Annotated in this window: 14 protein-coding genes; 6 read left to right on the plus strand and 8 right to left on the minus strand. The window is 69.8% G+C overall.

Translation table 11 applies throughout. From position 1 onward, the window contains the following. The first annotated feature begins 251 nt into the window (after nucleotides 1–251). A complete protein-coding gene (locus ACSMXR_RS29460; RefSeq protein WP_364882275.1) occupies nucleotides 252–737 on the plus strand; it encodes a helix-turn-helix transcriptional regulator in 486 nt (161 codons plus the stop codon). 94 nt (nucleotides 738–831) lie between these two features. On the opposite strand, the gene ACSMXR_RS29465 is transcribed toward ACSMXR_RS29460, so the two are convergent. Next, a complete protein-coding gene (locus ACSMXR_RS29465; RefSeq protein WP_473170262.1) occupies nucleotides 832–1,890 on the minus strand; it encodes a methyltransferase in 1,059 nt (352 codons plus the stop codon). Nucleotides 1,891–1,894: 4 nt separating this feature from the next. Further along, complete coding sequence (locus tag ACSMXR_RS29470) at nucleotides 1,895–3,463, minus strand: FAD-binding oxidoreductase (protein ID WP_473170263.1); 1,569 nt, start codon at nucleotides 3,461–3,463, stop codon at nucleotides 1,895–1,897. 226 nt (nucleotides 3,464–3,689) lie between these two features. Here ACSMXR_RS29470 and ACSMXR_RS29475 point away from each other — a divergent pair, with 226 nt between their 5' ends. Then, complete coding sequence (locus tag ACSMXR_RS29475; RefSeq protein WP_381909234.1) at nucleotides 3,690–5,270, plus strand: aspartate aminotransferase family protein; 1,581 nt, start codon at nucleotides 3,690–3,692, stop codon at nucleotides 5,268–5,270. 135 nt (nucleotides 5,271–5,405) lie between these two features. Beyond that, entirely contained in the window at nucleotides 5,406–6,392 is a 987-nt protein-coding gene (locus ACSMXR_RS29480; RefSeq protein ID WP_473170264.1) for a methyltransferase, read from the plus strand. A gap of 86 nt (nucleotides 6,393–6,478) precedes the next feature. On the opposite strand, the gene ACSMXR_RS29485 is transcribed toward ACSMXR_RS29480, so the two are convergent. Genes ACSMXR_RS29485 through ACSMXR_RS29495 form a run of 3 tightly spaced genes read right to left on the minus strand, consistent with a single transcriptional unit; the run spans nucleotide 6,479 to nucleotide 9,563 of the window. Continuing rightward, nucleotides 6,479–7,096, minus strand: a complete 618-nt coding sequence (locus ACSMXR_RS29485) for a DUF1707 SHOCT-like domain-containing protein (protein WP_473170265.1) — start codon at nucleotides 7,094–7,096, stop codon at nucleotides 6,479–6,481. 45 nt (nucleotides 7,097–7,141) lie between these two features. Next, nucleotides 7,142–8,530, minus strand: coding sequence for an aldehyde dehydrogenase family protein (locus ACSMXR_RS29490; RefSeq protein ID WP_473170266.1), 1,389 nt, complete (start codon nucleotides 8,528–8,530; stop codon nucleotides 7,142–7,144). 1 nt (nucleotide 8,531) lies between these two features. Continuing rightward, nucleotides 8,532–9,563 (minus strand): phenylacetate--CoA ligase family protein, encoded by a 1,032-nt coding sequence (locus ACSMXR_RS29495; RefSeq protein WP_473170267.1) that lies wholly within the window; start codon nucleotides 9,561–9,563, stop codon nucleotides 8,532–8,534. Nucleotides 9,564–9,860: 297 nt separating this feature from the next. Between ACSMXR_RS29495 and ACSMXR_RS29500 the strand changes: the two genes are divergently transcribed. After that, complete coding sequence (locus ACSMXR_RS29500) at nucleotides 9,861–11,060, plus strand: NAD(P)/FAD-dependent oxidoreductase (protein ID WP_473170268.1); 1,200 nt, start codon at nucleotides 9,861–9,863, stop codon at nucleotides 11,058–11,060. Between the two features lie 64 nt (nucleotides 11,061–11,124). Here ACSMXR_RS29500 and ACSMXR_RS29505 read toward each other — a convergent pair whose 3' ends face one another. From ACSMXR_RS29505 to ACSMXR_RS29515, 3 genes are read right to left on the minus strand one after another with little or no spacing between them, the layout of a single operon-like run. After that, nucleotides 11,125–12,402, minus strand: a complete 1,278-nt coding sequence (locus ACSMXR_RS29505; RefSeq protein ID WP_473170269.1) for a metal-dependent hydrolase family protein — start codon at nucleotides 12,400–12,402, stop codon at nucleotides 11,125–11,127. A 3-nt stretch (nucleotides 12,403–12,405) separates the two neighbouring features. After that, nucleotides 12,406–14,094 carry a (2,3-dihydroxybenzoyl)adenylate synthase gene (locus ACSMXR_RS29510; RefSeq protein WP_473170270.1) on the minus strand — a complete coding sequence of 563 codons (1,689 nt, stop codon included), beginning with the start codon at nucleotides 14,092–14,094 and terminating at the stop codon, nucleotides 12,406–12,408. Beyond that, the gene (locus ACSMXR_RS29515) at nucleotides 14,091–14,318 is read right to left on the minus strand and encodes an acyl carrier protein (RefSeq protein WP_240805830.1); all 228 of its coding nucleotides are present in this window, start codon (nucleotides 14,316–14,318) and stop codon (nucleotides 14,091–14,093) included. The genes ACSMXR_RS29510 and ACSMXR_RS29515 overlap by 4 nt, the downstream gene beginning before the upstream one ends. Before the next feature lie 203 nt (nucleotides 14,319–14,521). Between ACSMXR_RS29515 and ACSMXR_RS29520 the strand changes: the two genes are divergently transcribed. Further along, nucleotides 14,522–15,829 (plus strand): DegT/DnrJ/EryC1/StrS aminotransferase family protein, encoded by a 1,308-nt coding sequence (locus tag ACSMXR_RS29520; RefSeq protein WP_473170271.1) that lies wholly within the window; start codon nucleotides 14,522–14,524, stop codon nucleotides 15,827–15,829. Next, nucleotides 15,826–17,007, plus strand: coding sequence for an NAD(P)/FAD-dependent oxidoreductase (locus ACSMXR_RS29525; RefSeq protein ID WP_364882306.1), 1,182 nt, complete (start codon nucleotides 15,826–15,828; stop codon nucleotides 17,005–17,007). Before ACSMXR_RS29520 ends, ACSMXR_RS29525 begins: the two co-directional genes overlap by 4 nt. Nucleotides 17,008–17,092 lie beyond the last annotated feature (85 nt).

Here is a 17,092-nt window from a genome sequence, read left to right on the forward strand (position 1 = left end):
GTGACTAAATGAATGCCCTCGGCGGTTGTCGCAAAATCGTTTCGCCGGTTGACGCGGGCCGAGACCGTGGTAAGAATCTCCACCAGCTCCTTGATTAACATTTGGATGATTGTCACCACATTTGACCTTCGGTCGTCGCCGGAATTCGCCGTGCCATGGCATCGCGGAGCGATCCCCGAAGCGCGCAGATCTCTTTCAACGCGTCGTCCAAACGAAAGGCGAATCACCCGGTGATAGATCGTGTGAATGTCATGCCGTTAACGGAACGCCAGAATGAAGACGAGGCCCAGGCGGCCATCATCCAGATCGACGAAGTGCTGACACTTCTGCAGGAGCTCGGCGATGTCGCCCGCCGCGCACGCATGAATCTGGTCGCCCCACGACACCGGGGCGCCCGTGGTGTCCCGGCCCAGCAGGCGGTCGCCGGAACGCCCCGCACCCCGACGCGGTCCGAGGACGCCCCGGCCGGCGAAACCGGGGCCCGGGACACCCGGCCCGCTGCCGCTCAGCAGCCCCTGCCGCTCACCCGGCGCCAGAAGGAAGTGCTCCATCTGCTGGCCCAGGGTCTGTCCAACCGCCGGATCGGCCGCGCGCTGCACATCACCGAGCAGACGGTGAAGGCCCATCTGCACATGGTCTACCACAAGCTCGGCGTAGCGGACCGTACGGAGGCCGTGGTCATCGCCATGCGGCAGGGGCTGGTGCAGCACCAGCGCCGGGAGGACACGCCTTCCTGACCGGGCGCGGAAAGCGCGGAGGGCGCGGAAGGCGGCACAGGGCGGCAGTGGCGTCGGCGGTGAGCCGGTGCCACTGCCGCCGGACGGTACCCGGTCAGGCAGCGGTGTCGGGTACGGCCTCGATGAGCGACGCGTTCAGCTCCTGGGCCAGCGGCACGACCTCGGTGACACGCAGCCCCGCCCCCGCGCAGAGCGCGGTGTACTCCGCCCGGGTGCGCTGCCGTCCGCCGATGGTGACCAGCATGTGCAGATCGGTCAGATACGGGTTCTCCAGGGCCGCGTGGTTGATGGTGTCCACATCGGCCGTGTCGGGCAGCACGGGTTCGGCGATGAGCAGTTTCGCGCGGTCGGGCATGGCCGCCCGGACCCGGCGCAGAATCGCCCCCGCGCGTTCGTCGTCCCAGTTGAGCACCACGTTCTTGACGAGATACAGATCGGCGCCCCCGGGTACGTCGACGAAGAAGTCTCCCGCGACCGCGCGGCACCGGTCCGCCAGCCCGGACGCGGCGATGGTCTCCCCCGCGCGTGCCACCCCGGCCTCGGTCTCGTACACGGTGCCCGTCAGCCGCGGGTACCGGTCGAGGAACGCGGCGAGCAGCGTGCCGTCACCGCCGCCGACGTCGACGACCGTACGGAAGGGGCCCAGGTCGTAGACCGCGGAGATGGCCGAGGCCATCTCCAGCGGCAGATGACGCCTGCTCATGGCCGAGTGGAACAGCGCGGCCAGCTCCGGCCGGCCGGACAGATAGTCGTACACCGGCTCGCCGAACTCCGTGTCGAACGCGGGCCGGCCGGTACCCAGCGACTCCTCCAGATTCAGCCAATTGCGCTGGAAGACGTCGTGCGTGAGGAAGGCGGCGAAGGCCAGCAGCGACGCCGGGGTGTCGCGGCGCAGCAGCGCCCCCGCCTCGGTGAGCGCGAACCGGCCCGGGCTCGGCTCGACGCACAGGCCGAGCGAGGCCAGGGCGCGCAGCAATCTGCCCAGCTGCTCGGCGGGCAGACCGCAGCCGCGGGCCAGTTCGTCGGTGCCGGCCTCGCCGTCACCGATCCGGTCGGCCAGCTCCAGCCGCGCGGCGGCGCCGACGGCCTGGGTGGCCAGTGTCCCGAAGATCGCTGATATCACGGTGCGGCGGGCGTCGGCCTCGGTCTTCATGAACTCACTTTCCTTCTGCTTCGGTGGACGTAGCGGTGATGGACAAGGCATGGCGGAAGATGTTCAACGCGTCCCACTTCGCCTTGACTTCCTGGAGCCTCGGATAGTTCTCGCCGTAGTACAGCGCGTGCCAGGGGACGCCGGAGGTGTTCCATTCCGGGTCGGCGAGATCGATGTCCGCATAGTTGATGTAGGCGCCGGTGTTGATGCCGTTCGGCACCGGCACCCCGCCCGTCGAGGAATGCACATCGCGGTACAGCTCGCGGATCCAGCGCAGGTGTTTGTCGTCCTCGGCGGGATCCTGCCAGGTGACCATGTAGAACGTCTTCAGCAGAGCGCCTCGCGGAATGGCCGTGGCGGCGGAGGGCACGGTGTTCACCTTGCCGCCGTAGGCGATGTATTCCACCGCCGCGTACGTGCCTTGATAGTCGTCGTCGGTGAGGTGCCGGTAGAGGGCGGCGAGTTGGTCCGCGCTGTGCGGAGCGCGCAGGTCCGCCGATTTGACCTTGCACCGCAGTCCGATGGCTGTCGGTCCGGTGTCGGGCACCGCCAGATACTGGCTGGCGGCCAGCCACGGCAGGGACGTGCGCCGGGCGGTCGGGGCGACGCCGACACCGGCGTCGAGCGCGTCGAGGAAGGCCCGCATACGGGCGGGCGCGCCCGGCGACTCCACGGGCACGTGGGCGTGCAGGGAGATGTTCCCCGTCGAGCGGTGTTGACAGTCGAGCAGGGCGTACAGATCGGTGTTCGGCGAGCCGACCGTGCTGTTCGCCATCTGCCAGTCCATGAAGTTGCCGATCAGCCGGACGAAGCCGGCCTCGGTGAGCCGGTCCCACGGCCAGCTCACCTCCGCGATGTGCAGGGCGCCCGGCGGGCGGGGCAGCAGGCCGGCCGGATCGGTGCCGGACGCCTCCGGGGAACGCATCCAGTAGCGGGTGATCACGCCGAAGTTGCCGCCGCCGCCACCGGTGTGGGCCCACCAGAGGTCGCGGTTCGGGTCGTTCTCCTCGCGCGTGGCCACCACCGTCGACACCTTGCGGTCCCGGCCCACGACGACCACCTCGACCGCGTACAGATGGTCGACGCTGAGTCCGAGCTGCCGGGACAGCGGTCCGTAACCGCCTCCGCTGATGTGCCCGCCCGCTCCCACGCCCATGCAGAAGCCGACGGGGACGGTGACGCCCCAGTGGTGGAAGAGGGTGTGGATCATCGTTCCCACCGGAGCGCCGGCCTCGATGACGAAGGCGTTGCGTTCCGGGTCGAAGTCGACGCGGGACATGGGGGAGAGGTCCAGGATGACCTCCACATCGGGCGCGGCCACGAAGTCCTCGCCGCAGTGCCCGCGCGATCGCACGGTGATCCTCTTCCCGGCCGCCACCGCTTCCCGGACCGCCTCTTCGGCCTGCCGGGGCGAGTGGACGAGGCGGAAATAGTCCGGCTTCGCGACGAACCGGTAGTTGTAGGCGTGGCACAGGTTCTCGTAGCGGATGTCGTCGGGCGTGACCAGTGTGGAATTCGGCGTCAGGATCGCCGGTCCTTTTTCCGCTGCGCTATTACTGTCGTCACGTTTCATGAACTTGTTTCCGCCGTCTCTGCTGTCCGGTCCGCAAGGGACATGGGTGGTCGCCCTGAACGCGCCTCGGTCGTCGGATCACCGTAGCCCGGCGGCGATGCCGGCAGTGCGTAACGTAAACGAAGGTTCGAGCCGATTAAACCCGGAGATTTAGACCTGTTGCCGGTGGAGATGCTCGTCTGTAAAGTCCGGGACCACCAAAACGGACCGGCGATTGAGGCAGGGTATGAGCAGTCCCGTCAGTGAAACCGTTTGTGCGGACCGCCTGCTGAACGACTGGCTGAGCAGTGTGGGGCTCGGGATCGAGTATTCCCGGGCCGAAGCCAACACGCTGTATTTCCTGGACGAGAACGGTCAGGAAGTTCCGGTGCTTGATCATGTGTGCGGATTCGGATCGTTGATCTTCGGCCACAACAACCCGGACATCATCGAACACGCGAAGTCCGTGTTGGACCAGCAGATTCCGGTGTACGTCCCGCTGTCCCGGCAGTCGCACGCCAACGACATAGCCACGACACTGAACGCGATATTACGACGGGAGACGCCGAGCAAGGACGGCGACTACGCGGCGATATTCGCCAACAGCGGAGCCGAAGCCGTCGAGATATGTGTGAAGCACGCGGAGCTGGAGCGCCGCGCGCGGACAGCGAAACTCACGGACGACATCGGCCGGCATACGGAGGAAGCGCGAGAGGCGATCCGCACCGGGCGGGCAACCCTCCCCGAGAGCGGCCACGTTCAGGTCGATCAGGCGGGCGGCCCTGCCGAGAGGTTCGAGCGACTGATCGCCGAGGTCGAGCGCAGGAACGCGGAACTGGTCGCGAGGGGGCCCGTCCATCTGGCGCTGGAGAACGCCTTTCACGGCAAGCTGGTCGCCAGTGTCCAGCTCACCCAGAACCCGCACTGGCGGGTGCCCTTCACCTCGCTGGCGTCGTCGACCCGCTTCCTCCCCGCGGACCGGCCGGAGGCGATGAAGGCGGCCGTCGAGGATCTCCGGGAAAGCCTGCTGGACGTCCTGGTGGACGACGGCGTGGTGCGGGTGGTGGAGCGGGACTTCCCGGTCATCGGCGCCTTCTTCGTGGAACCCGTCCAGGGCGCGAACGGCATGCGTCCGCTGACCGAAGCGGCGGCCCGTGAGATCAGGGCGGTGTGCGACGCGGTCGGATGCCCGTTGATCGTCGACGAGATCCACAGCGGCATGGGGCGGACCGGCGCCTTTCTCGCCAGTTCGCACATGGGTCTGCGGGGCGACTACTACACCCTGGCCAAGAGCATCGGCGGAGGAATCGCCAAGAACTCGGTGGCACTCTTCCACCAGGACCGCTTCCGCCCGGAGTTCGAGGTCATGCACAGCTCGACCTTCGCCAAGGACGGGTTCTCCGCCGCCGTCGCCGTCAAGGTGCTGGAGATGCTGGAGGCCGACGACGGCCGGGCGTACAAGGTGGCCGCCGAGCGCGGGGACCGGCTGAAGGAGATGCTGACCTCGGTCGCGTCCGACTTCCCGGATGTCGTGGACGGCGTCGAGGGCATCGGCCTCATGGTCGCGCTGGAGTTCACGGACCAGACGGAGGCGTCCTGCCAACACCTGCGGGAGAAGGCCGGATCGGGCATGCTCGGCTACTTCCTGGCGGGATACGTGCTGCGGGAGCACCGGATACGGGTGCTGCCGGTCGGGCCCGCCGGGAATTCGGTCCGGTTCGAACCCTCCATCCATCTCACGGACGCGGACATCGCCCGCACGGAGTCCGCGCTGCGCGATGTCTGCACGCTGCTCCGGCATCAGGAAGGACACCGGCTCACCCCCTGACGGGGCGCGGGGAACGCGCTGCCGGAACGGCAGACGACCAGGCATTCCTTGGGATGGGCGGAGAGGTGTCCGATGACGAGCAGAGCGATGTCGAACGATTCCCCGGTACCGAACGATTCCCTGGTATCGGGACTGATGGAACACGCGCTCAGCGCGGCCTGCGCGGCCTCGGCGCGCGCGGCGGTGACCCTGGGCCTGCCGGAGGCGCTCGGCGATACGCCGGCGACGGCCGATGAACTCGCGACAGCGATCGGCGCGCACCCGGCCGCGCTGCGACGGCTCCTGCGGGCGCTGACGTCCTACGGAGTGTTCGCGGAGGAGGCGGAGGACGCGTTCGTCCACACCGAGAAGTCACGGGCGCTGCGCGAGGACTCCCCGGACAGCATCAAATATCTGGTGCTGTGGTGCACCGAGCCGTGGCTCTGGGAACTCTGGGGAAACCTCGACGAGTCGGTACGGACAGGAGGCGAGGTCTTCACCAGGGCGCACGGCCGGACGTTCTACGAGCAGCTGCACACCGCATGGCCGGATTCCGCGCGGACCTTCGCCCGTGCCATGACCGAGCAGACCCGGTGGTCCGCGAACGCCATCGCCGACATGCTCCCGATGACCGGGGCCGGCACGATCGCCGATGTCGGCGGCGGCCAGGGACTCGTGCTCGGTACGTTGCTGGAACGCCACCCGACCCTGCGGGGCTTTCTGCTCGACCTCCCCGACGTCGTGGCGAACGCCGATGCGCGACTGCACCCGGGCGGCGAACTGGCTCACCGGGTGCGGCTGGTGCCCGGTGACTGCCTGAAGGACATCCCCGTCGAGGCCGACACCTACCTCTTCAAGAACATCCTGGGGGTGAACGACGACGACTCGGTCCTGATCCTGCGCAACGCGGTGCGGGCGGCGCGGCCGGGAGCCCGGATGATCATCGTGGAGAACTTCGTCGACGACGGTCCCGGAAAGAGGCTCGCCGCCGCGCTGGATCTCCGCATGCTGCTGGTCATCGGCGGACAGAAGCACACCCGGGCCGGACTGCTGAGCATCGCGGAGCGGGCCGGACTGACCGTGCGGAGGGTCCGCCCGGTGGACTCGACCCTGCACATGATCGAGGCCACCGCCCCGATGTAGCCGAGGGCCGATTCCCGACGGCGGTGGCCACGGGCCTGCTCCTCCCGGCGGGGGGCGGGCCCGTTGCCCCTGGCGGGAGGACGCCCTCAGCCCCGCGGCGGGTTGCCGTGCAGCTTGCGCCGTTCCCGGCCGTTGGGGTGACGGATGACCACCCCGGCCGTGCCGCCGGCCCCGGTGAGCCGGATCAGCGGCGTCCCCGGGAGCCGGTCGGACGTGGTCTCGTCCTTGAGTCCGCCGAAGCCGGGATCCATGCCGCCGGTGTCCGCGGCCCAGCCGTCGGGGATGACGATCGTGACGCCCGAGGTCTCCCCGTACGCCTCCACCGCCACCTCCGTGAGGCGGCACTCGACCCGGGTGAAGTCCAGCTTCACACCGCCCACGCCGCCGTGGGCGATCACCCGCCCGGGAACCTCCCAGCGCCCGGGGCCCCGGGACGCGCCGTACAGGCCGCCCTTGAGTACCAGCGGCGGCCCGCTCGCGGCCGACTGCGGCTGTGGCAAGTCGGCGGTCAGGACGGCCAGTTCGGCATGCGTCCCGGCCCGCAGCGCCCGCTCCAGGCGCGCATCCAGCTCGTCGAAACCGATGCGGCCCTCGGCGGCCGCATCGCGCAGCCGCTCCACCACCGCTTCCCGGTCGTCGTGGGAGGCGCGGAGTTCTCCTGACGGGACGGGGCGCGGAGCGGGCTCCGGAGGCAGGGCGGTCATGGTCACCAGAATAGGCGGACCACGCCGCGCCGTTCGCCCGTGCCGTCAGCCGACGACGACCGCCTTGGTCTGCATGAGGAACGCGCCGAGATACCCCTCGTGCGGAAGGCCGGGACGCGTCCAGGTCGTCGGATGGTCCCCGATATGGATCTTGTTGATGGACGGCTCGGCGACCAGCGCTTCGATGAGGTCGGCGTCGTCGGTGAAAGCGGTGAGCGACAGGGTGTCGCGCAAGGGCGCCATCCAGTCGCCCTCACGCCGCCACGGCAGCACCCAGACGCAGGGGAAGCCCATCTCGATCCGGGCCTGCGGGGCGTCCTGGCGGTCGAGCAGGAACACCGCCGGGCGCAACACCGCCGAACCGTCGCCGAGTTCGTGGGCGATGCTCTCCGCACCCAACAGCGGCCGCGCGTCGCCCGCCCGGGCCCGCAGATAGGCGTCCATGGCGTGCGCGGCCTCGGCCCGGCGGACCGGCAGCCCGGCCCGCTCGTCACCCGGGGGGAGCGACGGAAGCCTGTCCAGCCGTTCGGCGATGGCCTCGGCGACGGGCCCGGGGTCGCCCTCCACGAACACCGCGGTCGCGTTGACGCACCCGGTGCCGGCATGACCGGCGATGGACTCCGTGATGGTGTCCAGGTGCCGCGCGGCATCCGCACCGGAGGTGAGGAGGATCTTCGACCGGCCCGGCCCGAACGGCATGACCAGGGTGCTGGACCCGTATTTACGGGCCACCTCGTCGCCGCCGAACGCGATGGCGACATCCGCCTCGGCGACCAGCCGGTCGGCCGTCGGGTGGTCCGTGGGCAACAGGACGACCTGGTCGTTGTCGTAACCCACCTGGCGCAGGGCCGAGACCAGCCGGTGCGCGGTGAACGGCTCCCGTTGCGACGGACGGACCGCCACGCGGTACCCGAGAGCCAGGGCGTCGAGCCACGCGGTGTGCACGGCGGGGGAGTTGGCCGGAGCGTGCACCATCAGCACCTCGCCGCGGCGCGTCCACACCCCGGAGCCGTGTCCGGTCCGCGGGTCGCGCCAGCTGTCCGCCGCGCCGGCCGGACGCGCCTGGTGCACGCTCTCGTACGCGGTCGCGGCGTAGTCGCCGACCTGCTGGGCCAGCAGCCGTACGGTGGCGATCGGTATGCCGGACACATCGGCCACGGTCCGGTGGTAGGAGTCGGGGGAGACCCCGTCGACCGCGCCGCTCGCGAAGAGCCAGCCCGCCCGGGTCAGGAGCTTTCTGCGCCGTTCCGGGTCGGGCGGTGCGGCCCTGCGCAGCGCCCGGATGCTCCGCTGGGCGAACAGCCAGGGCACCAGGCTCAGTTCGGCCACCGGCTCGTCCCGGACGTCGCGGACGACTTCCTGGTTCCGGCTCAGGTAGGGCCCCGCGGTGCCGAGTGCGGGGAGTGCCACCGGCGCGGGGGATGTGCTCCGCACGTCAGTAGACCCCTTCGACCACTGCGGCCGCGCCGAACTCCCGTACCGGCCTGAACGCCGCCACCGCGTCCCCCGGATACCCCAGGCGGTGCGGGTGGCGGATCCCGGTGTCCCGGTCCAGGTTGTTGGGCAGGAAGAGATTCCGGGTGATGTGGTGGGTGAGGACCTGCCCCCGCTCCCCGTACGGCACGTTCTTCCCGGTGTCCGGATCGATCACCGAGAACATGGAGAACGGCGACGGCGGGTCGAAGACCGGGGACTCGTCGGCGGGCGCACCCGGCCGCTCCGGCATCGCGCAGAAGATCATCGTGCTGCCGAAGATGCTGACGAAGTTGATCTGCGGGAAGAGTTCGGTCCGGAACAGATGGCGGGTGTCCTCGTCCATCGACGTACCGCCGTAGATGACCGTGTTCACCTTCGCGTTGATGAGGTCCACCAGATGATCGCGCCGGCAGACCGCCTCCAGCAGCGGCGGCGTGATCACCATGACGCGGATGTCCTGGCTCTGCAGGATCCATTCGATCTGGTTGACCAGATGGGTGATGTAGGCCTTCGCCTCGTCGGCGGCGCCGCGGCCGATGACGAGTTTCGCCCAACGCGGGTCGAAGTCCACGGTGAAGAAGATGGAGCCGAAGCGCTGGGCGGTGTCCTGGGCCAGGATGCCGGCCATGTGCGGGCCGGCCGGCATGATCCCGAGCCAGTTGTCGCCCGCCGCGATCCCGTGCTCCAGCAGCCTGTTGTAGTACCAGGCCCAGGACTGCTCCCGGACATCCGGCAGCACGAACACCCGCTTCGGCGCCCCGGTCGTACCACCGCTTTCGCCCACCACCGGTGGAGTGGGCAGCTGGGTGATGGATCCGTAGCCCCTGGGGACCAGGTCCTCTATGCGGGAGTCGCGCAGGTCGTCGACGACGTTGGCGAACAACGACAGATCCTCGACGGTCCGCACGTCCTTACGCGGATCGAAGGACAGTTTCCTGCTCTGCTCCTGCCAGAACGGTGAGCCGGTTTTGGGGTCGAAATGCCATGCCATGGCTTCCTGGATGAGATCCTGCGATTCCGGCGGGCTGTCCCAAGAAGTGTCGAGTGCGGATGCGGCACGTGAGGTCATTGCCTGACTCCTCGGCATTCTCTTTCGACGGTCGGCTTGGTCGAAAATCTACAAGGCCGCACAGTCCTTCGGCCATAGCTGCCTTCTCATCCGATGGGCCACCTGGTTTTACACCCGTGGATCTAGTCTCATTGCCGCTTGCTCGGCGGTGTGCGTAGTCTGCTGCGCGAAACAGCCTCCATCCGACGGACCATCACATGACTGCGGGCAGGAGTGGAAATGGGTGAAAGCCGCTACGACGTGATTGTCGTGGGTGCGCGGTGTGCGGGTTCGCCGACCGCGATGCTGTTGGCGAGGAAGGGATATCGGGTTCTGGTCGTGGACCGGGCGTCTTTTCCCAGCGATACGTTGTCGACCCATCTGGTGCATCCGCCGGGCGTCGCCGCGCTGCGCGGATGGGGTCTGCTCGACCGGCTGGTCGCCACCGGCTGTCCGCCCATCCACACCTATGAGTTCGACTTCGGCTCCCTCGTCCTGCCGGGCGCTCCGGGCACGGCGGCCGAACCGTACGCGTACGCGCCTCGTCGGACCGTCCTGGACCAACTGCTGGTGGACGCGGCGGTGGAGGCGGGCGCCGAACTCCGTGAGGGTTTCACGGTCTCCGGGCTCGTCCTCGACGAGGCCGGCCGGGTGGTGGGCGTGCGCGGGCGGGAGACGGGCGGCCCGGAGGTGACCGAGCGGGCGTGCGTGGTGCTCGGCGCGGACGGTCTGCATTCGCTGGTCGCTCGTGCGGTGGGTGCGCCGCGGTACAACGAGCACCCGAAACTGATGGTCGGCTACTACAGCTACTTCAGCGGGCTGGAGATGGACGGCGTATTCAAGGCGCATTCCCGTCCCCACCGGAGTTTCGGCGCCTGGCCGACACATGACGGACTGACCCTGGTCGGCGGGTGCTGGCCGTTCGCGGAATTCAGTGACATCAAGAAGGACATCGAGGGAAACTACTTCAAGAATTTCGAGCTGGCACCGGCGTGGGCGGAGCGTGTACGCGACGCCCGGCGTGAGGACCGGATCGTCGGAGCGGCCCTGCCGAACTACTTCCGCAAGCCCTTCGGCCCCGGCTGGGTGCTGGTCGGTGACGCCGGCTACTGCAAGGACTTCTTCACCGCGCAGGGCATCAGCGACGCGTTCATTTCCGCCGAGCTGTGCGCCCGGGCGCTGGACGACGCGCTGTCCGGGCGTACGGCGTTCGACGCGGCGATGGCCGGCTATCAGTCCGCCCGCGACCGGCACGCACAGCCCGTCTACGACTTCACGCTCCAGGTCTCCGCGCTGGAACCGCTCTCCCCGGAGTTCGAGAAGCTCCTGGAGAGCATGGCCGGGAACCAGCAGGCCATGGACGCGTTCGCCCAGGTGAACGCGGGCGTGATGCCGATGTCGCAGTTCATCGCCGCATGGGGCACTTCCGGCACCGCCTGAGAAGTGCCCCGTGCGGCGGCAGGTCACCGGTGTTGGTCACCCGGGCCGGTCACCGGTGCCGGGCTCACCCGGACCGGACGGCACCCTCACCGGCCACGGCGGTGTGCCGGTGCACGAGCTCCCCGGACTTCCATACGTGGGTGATGCGCTCCGGGTCGGCCAGCACGCCGATGTCGGACAGCGGATCCCCGGCCACCGCCAGGAGATCCGCGTCGTGACCGGCGGCCAGCCGGCCGGACCGGGGCGCCCGGGGCCCGAGCGTGCCGGGGCCGTGGGCGGTGGCCGCCGCGATGGCCTCCAGCGGGCTCAGCCCCGCCTCGGTCAGATGGGCGAACTCGCTCGCGTGCCCGCCCCAGGACAGCGGGCCGTTCCGGTCGCTGGTGCCCAGATCCGTTCCGAGGGCGATGGTGACGCCGGCCCGGTGCGCGATGCCGATCGCCGCGCGATGCCGCTCGGCCATCAGCTCGAAACGGTCCCGCCAGGCCGGCGGCAGCGCGGCGACGTTACGCCGGAAAGCCTCGTAGACGGTGCGCGTGGGCACCAGCGTCATGCCCCGGCCGGCCATCAGGTCCGCGGTCTCCTCGTCGATCTCCGTACCGTGCTCGACCGTGTGGCACCCGGCGTGGATCGCGGCCAGGATGCCGGCCCGCCCGTGGCAGTGCGCCGCGACGATGCGGTCGGCCCGGGCGGCTTCGGAGACGATGGCCTTCAACTCCTCGCTGCGGTACTGCTGGTGCACCGGGTTGTCCACCTCGCTCAGCACACCGCCCGAGGTGCAGATCTTGATCAGTTCGGCGCCCGCCCGGAGCTGGAGGCGTACGGCGCGCACACACTCGTCGACCCCGTCGGCGATGCGCAGCGTGCCGCCGCTGCGGCAGGGGTCGGTCACCCAGCGATAGGGCAGGCGATGCGCGTCGCTGTGCCCGCCCGTCTGCCCGATGACCTGGTTCGCGCTGTAGATGTTCGGGCCGGTGAACGTGCCCTCCCGGACGGCCTCCGCGAGGACGCAGCCATGGCCGCCCATGTCGCGCAGGCTGGTGAACCCCGCGCGCAGCGCCGTCTCGGCGTCCTTGACGCTGCGGGCGACGGCCAGCGTCTCGGGGGTGAGCATCAGTTCCTCGGTGCTGACCCGGCCGCGGATCCCGGCGAGGTGCACATGGCAGTCCCACAGCCCGGGCATCAGGGTGGCGACCCGCGTCGGTGCCAACGCCCGGTGTGCGTAGCTCAGTTCGGTGGTCGGACCCGCGAACTCGATCCGGCCGTCCGTATGGACGACGCTGCCGTGCGCGGTGGGCTCCCCGGCGCCGGGGATGAGCAGGTCCGCGTCGATGCGATGGGTCATGGGCTACGCCTCCACGGCCGTGCGCCGCGCGATATCGGCGCGGAGCGCCTTCTTGTCGATCTTTCCGATGGCGGTGGTGGGCAACTCCGTGACGAGGTGCAGCAGTTCGGGCAGCTTCCAGGGGGCGAGCCCCAGTCCGCGCAGGAACCGGCGCACCTCCAGCAGGGTGGGTTCCTCCCGGCCCGCCTCCGGGACGACGTACAGGCAGACGACCTCGCCGTACAGCTCGTGCGGCGCGCCGACGGCGGCGCAGCCGCGTACGGCCGGATGCCGCGCGACCGCCATCTCCAGATCCTCGGCGGGGATCTTCTCGCCGCCGCGGTTGATGATGTCGCGGACCCGGCCGTTGACGACGAGGTCGCCCTCGGGCATCCGGGTCGCGAGGTCGCCCGTGCGGTAGAAGCCGTCGGGTGTGAACGCCTTCGCGGTCGCGGCCGGGTCCCGGTAGTACCCCGCGACGGTGTAGGGGCCCCGGGTCAGCAGTTCTCCCGTGGTGCCGTCCGGCACCGGCCGGCCGTGCTCGTCCACGATGACCACCTCGTCCAGCGGGGAGGCGGGGCGGCCCTGGGTCCCGACGATCACCGGCTCCGGGTCGTCGAGACCCGTATAGCTGAGCAGGCCCTCGCTCATGCCGTAGCACTGCTGGAGCGTCGCCCCCAGTACGGGGCGGACCCTGCTCGCCAGTTCCGGTGCGGGGCGGGCGCCGCCGGTCTGGAGCACCCGCAGACTGCCGGGACCGGCGGTCGTCCCGTCGGCGGCGGCCAGCCACTGCAGGGCCACCGTCGGCACGAGCGCGCAGTGCGTCACCCGTTCGCGCGCGATCAGGTCGAGGGCCTGCCGGGGGTCGGTGGTGTCGCCGAGCACGACCGTGCCGCCCTGGGCCAACGTCCCCAGCACGCCCGGGCAGTTGAGGACGAACCCATGGGCGGCCGGCATCACGGCCAGGTAGACGGAGTCGTGCGAGACGTCCGCGATCTCGCAGGCCGTCCGGATCATGTACGCGTACGCCGCGTTGCCCCGCGGAATCACCTTCGGCGGGCCGGTGGTGCCCCCGGACAGCAGGAACACGGCGGCGTCGGTCATGGCGGACTCCCGGACCCGACGGTCCGGCCCGGCGACCGGGCCGACCGGACCGTCCCACGGCGCGTCCGGGTCGCACAGGGCGGCGAGGTCGACATCGCCGTCCGCGGCGTCGCCGAGAGCGAGGACATGCCCGAGACCCGCGTGCTCCTTCCGCAGCCGCCTGGCCTCTTCCACCGGGCCGGCCGACCTGCGACCGGCGCTCACCGCGAGGGCGACCGGCCGGGCGGCACGCACCACATGGCCCAGTTCGTACGCGCCGAACCCGGGCAGGACCAGCACCGGCGGCGCTCCGATGTCGAGCAACGCCAGGACCAGCACCACGAATTCGGCGCAGTTCGGCAGCTGCACCACCACCCGGTCCCCGGCCCGCACCCCGAGCCCCTCCAGGCGCTGTCCGGCCGTGGTGACGGCCGTGTGCAGCTCGCCGTGGGTCAGCCGGGTCGTTCCGCTCACCACGGCGCAGCGGCCGGGGGAGCGCAGGCGGGCGGCGCGCAGAGCGTCGGCGATCCGCTCCTCGCGCCACAGCCCGGCCCGCACATAGGCCTCGGCCCGTCGCGGGTCGATCATGGGCACGTCCGGATCCAGCGGCCGGACCCCGGACCGGCTCATCGGGGCGTCCCCGGTATGCCGACCGCCAGCTGTTCCACCGTGTAGTCCACCTTGTCCCACAGATCGACCCGGATGCCGAATCGTTCGCGCAACTGAATCTCCAGATCGGTGGTCTCGACCGAGCTCAGGCCGAGATCGGCGCGGAGCCGGGTATTCGGTTCGATCTCGGCAAGCGTCTGCTCCGCGATACCGATATCGAGCAACAACTGCTTGAGTACGTCCACGGACACGACGGCTCCTTGATTTTCCGATGGCGTTACGGCGAGCGCAGGGCGAGGCTAGGCGACGCCTGTCGGCCATGACAACGGACTAATACGTCGGTACTAGCCGCCCGCTGCGGAAACCGTTGCGGTGCACCGAGGTCGTAGAACGGCATTACATCAACCGGTGTATTTCCGCCGGAGGCTGGATTTGAGAGTGTTGCGCCATGCCGGACGAATATCGTAAGTCTGCGGTGTGCAGTGGTGACCCGTACGAGATTCCCTATCCGGAACTCGGGTCCGTACTCGGAGAGCAGGAAATCGGTGTGCTCACCCGGTTGCTCGCATCCGGTGAGAACCTGTCAGGGGGACGATTCCGCGAAGAGTTCGAGCGATGTTTTCGCGAGTACCTCGGTGTGCCGCACGCGCTTTCGGTGACCAGCGGGACCGTGGCACTGGAGATCGCGATACGGCTGCTCGATCTGAAAGAGGGCGACGAGGTCATAGCGACCCCGCAGACCTACAAGGCCAGTGTGCAACCGCTGTTGAACTACCCGGTGCAGGTGCGCTTCTGCGATGTCGAACCGACCACGCTCAACATCGACCCCGAGCATTTCGCCTCGCTGATCACCAGCCGTACCAGAGCCGTGATCCTGGTGCACTACGGCGGTCTGCCCTGCGACATGGACACCATCATGGAGATCGCCCGCCGGCACGGCATCACGGTGATCGAGGACTGCGCACACGCGCTCGGCGCGGAATACCGGGGGCGAAAGCCGGGCGCGCTGGCCGACATCGGCTGCTTCAGCTTCCACTCCAGCAAGAACATCACCACCCTCGGCGAGGGCGGGATGATCACGCTGTTCGACCGGACGCTGGCCGAACGGGCGGACCGTATCCGGTCCAACGACGCCGACGCGGTCTACCGCGAGCGGGCGCGGACCATCGGGGAGACCACCAGCGCCCGCCCGTGGATGATGCACCCCGGCGCCGCCTTCACCCACGACTGCTCGGCGATCCGCTACGGCGGCACCAACGCCACCCTCGCGGAGCCGAACGCGGCGGTGGGCACCGTCCAGCTCGCCAAACTGGACCGGCTGGTCGGCAGACGGGCGGACATCGCGGCCGCCTACACCGAGGTCCTCCAGCAGTACCCCGGAATCCGGATGCACGAGGGACCCGAGCCGGTCCGGCACGGACACCACCTGTACACCTTCTTCGCCGACCCGGCCGACGGCTTCCGGCGGGACCGCCTGGTCTCCCGGCTCGACGCCCTCGGCGTGCAGATGCAGCTGCGCTACTTCCCCCTGCACCTGCTCGCCGAATGGCGGGCGAGGGGCCACGACGCCGGGGAGTGCCCGGTCGCCGAGCGCATGTGGTTCGAGCAGCAGGTCAACCTGCCCTGCCACCCGGGCATGCCCGACCGGCAGGTCGAGCAGGTCGTGTCCCGGCTGGACACCGTCCTCGGCCAGGAGGTCCGAGGCATACCGATCGCGGCGGGAACGGCGCGGCAGACGGAGGGCTGGGACCGGTGACCGAAGCGGAGCACTACGACATCGTCGTCATCGGCGGCGGCCCGGTCGGGCTCGCCTCCGCCTGGCATGCCGCCCGCCGGGGCGCACGGGTGGCGGTCTTCGAGCAGTTCGCGTTCGGCAACGAACAGTGCGGCACGAGCGGCGCGGAACGGCACTGGCGGCTGCAGTACACCGAGCCGGACCTGTGCCGGCTGACCGGAGAAGCCCTGCCGCTGTGGCGCGAACTCGAACGGGCCGGCGGGCGGCAACTGCTGCACGCCTACGGCAGCCTCTGGTTCGGCGACATCGACGTGGCCACCAACGAGGGCAAGATCTCGGCCACCGCCCGGACCATGGACGAGCTCTCCATCCCGTACGAGTGGCTCACCGCGGCCGATATCGAGCGCCGCTACGGATTCACCGGTCTGCCCGGCCACTTCGAGGGATTCGTCCAGCCCGACGGCGGCGCCGTCGATGTGCGCGCCACGGTGGAGGGCCTGCTGCGGCTGACCGAGGACGCGGGGTGTGTGCTGCGGGCGGGGGAGCCGGTGCTGGAGCTGGTTCCCGACGGCGAGGGCGTACGGCTGCGCACCTCACGCGGCTGGTGCCGGGCGGGAAAGGTCGTGCTGGCCAACGGCGCCTGGGCCAACCGGCTGCTCGAACCGCTGGGCACCCGGCTCGACCTCAATGTGTTCGAGATGGCGCTGGTGACGCTGCGGCAGCGCGATCCCGGGGCGCGCTACCCGTTCTGGTTCGTCTTCCAGGAACCGACCGAGGAGGACACCAACCTGTTCTACGGATTCCCGCCCAACGCCTGGCAGGACACCGACCGGGTCCGGGTCGGCCCGGTCTTCGAGGTCAACGCGCTGGCCGACCCCGCGCAGGCGACCGGCGCCCCCGATCCACGCCATGTGGCCAGGATGTGCGCGTGGGTGGAGCGGCATCTGCCGGTGGTGGACCCGCGGCCGCTGGCGCGCGAGACCTGTCTCGCCGTACTGCCGGCCGACCCCGAGCGGCAGTTCTTCCTCGGCACGGCCAAGGGCCGTTTCCACGGCGGGGAGAACGTGGTGATCGCCACCGGCGGCTGGGGCTTCAAGTTCGTCCCGCTGCTGGGCAAGGTCTGCGCCGACCTGTGCGTGGACGGCGCGACCGACTACCGCGTCGACCGCCTGATGCTGCCCGACGCGACCCAGCCGTAAAGACGCCTGGCGCCAGCCGTAGAGGCGCCCCGCACGCCGCGACCGATCCCGCCGACACATGGCCGGCCCTTCCTCTGCAAAGGAG

The organism is Streptomyces sp. DSM 106670, assembly GCF_055792845.1.